This window comes from bacterium, assembly GCA_030654305.1.
Taxonomy (GTDB): domain Bacteria; phylum Krumholzibacteriota; class Krumholzibacteriia; order LZORAL124-64-63; family LZORAL124-64-63; genus PNOJ01.
In genome coordinates, this window is record JAURXS010000389.1 from 1 (window position 1) to 4101 (window position 4101).

At 72.4% G+C, this 4101-nt stretch carries 4 protein-coding genes; all 4 read right to left on the reverse strand.

What is annotated here, in order from left to right:
* Window positions 1–973, reverse strand: a 973-nt coding sequence (locus Q7W29_11165; protein ID MDO9172376.1) for a hypothetical protein, incomplete at its 3' end; no start/stop codon positions are given.
* 28 nt (window positions 974–1001) lie between these two features.
* Entirely contained in the window at window positions 1002–2225 is a 1224-nt protein-coding gene (locus Q7W29_11170) for an aminotransferase class V-fold PLP-dependent enzyme (GenBank protein MDO9172377.1), read from the reverse strand.
* A complete protein-coding gene (locus Q7W29_11175) occupies window positions 2206–3573 on the reverse strand; it encodes a heterodisulfide reductase-related iron-sulfur binding cluster (protein ID MDO9172378.1) in 1368 nt (455 codons plus the stop codon). Before Q7W29_11175 ends, Q7W29_11170 begins: the two co-directional genes overlap by 20 nt.
* Before the next feature lie 20 nt (window positions 3574–3593).
* On the reverse strand, window positions 3594–4101 hold a 508-nt coding region (locus Q7W29_11180), incomplete at its 5' end, for a hypothetical protein (protein ID MDO9172379.1).

Sequence of the window (4101 nt, forward strand, 5' to 3'; positions counted from 1 at the left end):
CGGCCGGGTGGCGCCGCAGGGCGAGCACGAGGCCCGCGGCGGCGGCGGCGACGACAGCGAGGTGCGGCAGGAAGCCGAGCGGCACGCCGCCGCCCATCGCCGGGTACGGGTGGTACGCGGACAGGCCCAGGGGCAGGACCAGCTTCGCCGCGTAGTGCGCGAAGCCGTAGCCGGCGATCGCCGCCCTCTGCAGCGGCGTGTGGAGCTCCGGGGACCCCAGGAACGCGGCCGAGCGCTGGGCGAGGACCGCCGTCACGCCGGCCGCGAGCGCCAGGATCAGGAAGGGCAGCTTTTCCCGTAGATAGGCGGGCAGCGTCGGCCGGGCAGGATTGTCGCCACCGCGCCCGGGCAGGCGCCGCAGGTACAGGTCCACCGCCAGGATCGCGCCGACCAGGGACACGGCCATCGCCTTGGACAGCAGGGACAGCGCGAACAGCAGCACCGACGCGGCATGCAGGCGGCGGCCCCCGCCCAGCGGCCGCCGCGCGTGGGCGACGTAGGCGACCAGCGAGCCCAGGTAGAACAGCGCGTACAGCACGTCCTTGCGCTGTGCGGCCCAGGCCACCGATTCCACCAGCAGGGGGTGCACGGCGAACAGGGCGGCGGTCGCGGCCGCGAGCCACGGCCCGCGCTCCCGCGCGAACAGCAGCCGGACGAGGTGGAACACCAGCAGCGCGTTGAGCGCGTGCAGCAGCAGGTTGACGGCGTGGAACATGCGGGGATCGGGCCCGGCCAGGCGGTGGTCCAGCGCGAGCGACAGCAGCGTGAGCGGCTGGTAGTTGCCGAAGTAGAACCCGGTGAACCAGGACCGCAGGTTCGCCGGCGAGAGCGCCGCGATCAGGGGGTTGCGGGTGATGTAGAAGACGTCGTCGAAGTTCACGAAACCGTTGCCGAGCACGCGCAGATGGACGGCCACGGCCGCCAGCGCGATCGCCGCGGGAAGATAGCGGTCCCGGTTCCCCTGCGGCCTCATCCCCAACCGGAACACCCCCGCTGAGCGATCAACCGCGCCGGCGGCGGCCCAAGTTCGCGATCTCGCCGACGGCGGCGATCGCGGTCCCGATCTGCTCCGCCGTGTTGAAGGGACCGATCCCGAAGCGGACCGAGCCGTGGATCTTGTCGGTGCCCAGGTGCTCGTGGACCATCGGCGCGCAGTGCAGCCCGGTGCGGCAGGCGATGTCGTGGTCGACGTCGAGCATCGTGCCGACGTCGGCCGCGTCCAGCCCCTCGACGTTGAACGACAGGACGCCGATGCGGTCCCGCTCCGAATCCTGGCAGTGCAGGACCACGCCGTCGATCCCGCGCAGGCCGTCGCGCAGGCGGAGCCAGAGGGCCATCTCGTGGCGGTGGATCTCGTCCACGCCGCGTTCCAGGACCCACTTGACCCCCGCGTTCAGGCCCGCGATGCCCGGCAGGTTGGGTGTGCCGTACTCCATGCGATAGGGGTACTCCTCGAGGTGATGGCGCTGGGCGCTGCGCACCCCGGTGCCGCCGGCGCGCGTCTGGCGCAGCTCGACGTCCTCGTGGACGTACATGCCGCCGACGCCCATCGGCCCCAGCAGCGACTTGTGGCCGGTGAAGCAGAGCACGCCGGCGCCGAGCTCCTCGATGTCCAGGGGGATCATGCCGGCGGTCTGCGAGACGTCCACGACCAGCGGGATGCCCCGCGCGCGGCAGGCGGCGCCGATCTCGCGCACCGGCTGCACCGTGCCGATCACGTTCGAGCCGTGGTTGATCACCACGGCGCGGGTGTGCGGCCGCAGCCGCGCGACCACCTCGCCGGGGTCGACGTAGCCGCGGTCGTCGAAGTCGACCCAGTCCACCTCGACGCCCCGCTGCTGCAGGTCCCAGAGGGGGCGCAGGCTGGAGTTGTGCTCGAGGTGGGTCGTGACCGCGTGGTCGCCCGGGGCGAGCAGCCCGTAGATCGCCAGGTTCAGCGCGTCGGTGGCGTTGTAGCCGAAGACGAGCCGCTCGGGGTGCTTCCCGCCGAAGAAGCCGGCCAGCAGGCGGCGCGTGTCCTCGACCAGCTCGCCCGACTCGATGCACAGGTCGTAGCCCGACCGGCCGGGATTGACCCCGTAGCGCCGGTAGAACGCGTCCATGTAGCGGTACACCGCTTCCGGCTTCGGGAACGAGGTGGCGCCGTTGTCCAGGTAGATCAGGTCGGACGCGCCCACGGTGTCGAGGGACCGGGGCTGGGCGCTCTCAGCGGGCGACGGTGCCATGATGCTCCTCCAGGGTCTGCGCCGGCGTGCGGACCAGGGCGTCGGCCACGACCTCCGCCACGGTCTTGATGACGACGCCGAGCTTGTACTCGCGGTTGAGTTCCATGAGCTGGTCGATGCAGTTGTGGCAGGGGGCCACCACGAGGCGGGCCCCGGTCCGGCGGATCTGCTCCGCCTTGACCCCGCCCGACTGCAGCCGCTTCTGCCGGTAGCGGCTCATCGAGAGCTGCCCGCCCCCGCCGCCGCAGCAGAAGTTCTCGGCCCGGTTGGGCGTCATCTCGACGAAGTCGGCGAGGCAGCGGCGCAGGATCGCGCGCTGGGGTTCGACGATGCCGCCGTGGCGCACCGTGTTGCAGGGGTCGTGCAGGGTGGCCCGCTCGGCGATCTTCGCCGGGTCGACGTGCAGGCGGCCCTGCTGGAAGTACTCCTCCATCAGTTCCAGGAAGCTCACGATCCGGAAGCCCGGGCGCTTCTGCAGCCACTCGGCCGCCTCCCAGCGGGCGGCGGCGAAGCCGTGGCCGCACTCGCCGATGACCAGCGTGCCGCAGCCGAGGCGGTCCATCGACGCCATGAGGTTGGCGGCGATGGCGCCGCCGTGGGCGGGGCTGGCGCTGAACAGGCCGTAGTTGGTCAGGTCCCAGCCCTCGCTGGCGACGGTCCAGTCCTCGCCGGCCGCGTGGAAGACCGTGGCGCTGGCCTGCAGGCACAAGGGGAAGAACTTCGGCTCGCGGGGGTTGACCGTGAACAGCACGCGCGCACCCTGCTTGTCGACGGGGATGCGGGCGGCGGGGTCGCCGACGTCCTGCTGCATCTCCTCCTCGATCCACTGGACGGTCTCGAGCCAGTCGTCGCGCGAGATCCCCATGTTGTTGCCGGTCTCGAGGCTGGTCGTGACCACCTGCAGCAGGTCGGCCGGGATCAGGCCCATCTCGGTGAGCGTGCCGCGGGCCGCCTTCAGGACGGCCGAGATGTGGATGCCGGTGGTGCAGTTCAGGCTGCAGCGGCCGCACAGCGAGCAGCGGCCGAACACCGCCTCGACCCAGGCGCGGGCCATGTCGCGGTCGAAGCGGCGGGCGCCGGTCAGGCCGGGGGCCAGGCGGCCGGCGGCCGTGAAGTGCGCGCGGAAGACGGCGGCGACCTGCGCGAGCTTGTGCGCGGGGATCGACGCGAGTTCGTGGTCGGTGCGGTGGTAGTGGCACGCGTCGGCGCAGAGGCCGCAGCGGACGCAGGTCTGCAGGTAGGCGGCTTCGGCCCCGCCCAGCTTCGCGCGGAACAGGTCGAGCCCGCGCGAGAGGTCCTCGTCGGTGAGCGCCGCGAGCCTGGCTTCCAGGGCGTCGATCTCGGACATCGCGACGCGCGCCTCCGGGTTCAGTGACGCACGGGGAACGTTCCCCGCCGGCCGAAGTGCCGGCCGAGGTGCCGGCGCGAGATGAAGAAGAAGACGCAGTGCCGGATCTTCCCCAGCGGAACGTAGCACAGCAGGAGCATCGCCGCGATCAGCAGTGCCGGTTCGACCGCCGGCTGCCGCAGCCGGAGCCAGGCCAGCGCGACGAAGCCGGTGGTCAGCAGGTTGGCGATCGCGTCGTCCGGGACGCTGAGGCCGCGCAGGGACGCGCTCGCGCCGCGACGCGCGAGCAGGCCCACGCCGCCGAGCACGCCGGCGAGCATCGGCACGCCGAGCACGCCCGCGGCCGCGGGCGCGACGTCGACGCCGAGCAGCAGCAGCAACAGGAAGCCGAAGGCGGCGAAGACGCCGAGGTGGTACGCCACGCCCAGGGCGTAGGCCCAGGGGTGGGTGCGGGTGCTCTCCTTCGCCGTCGGCGACATGCCGGGGCCGAAGGCGTAGAGCACGCCGCGCGCGGCGCTGCCCGCCGCC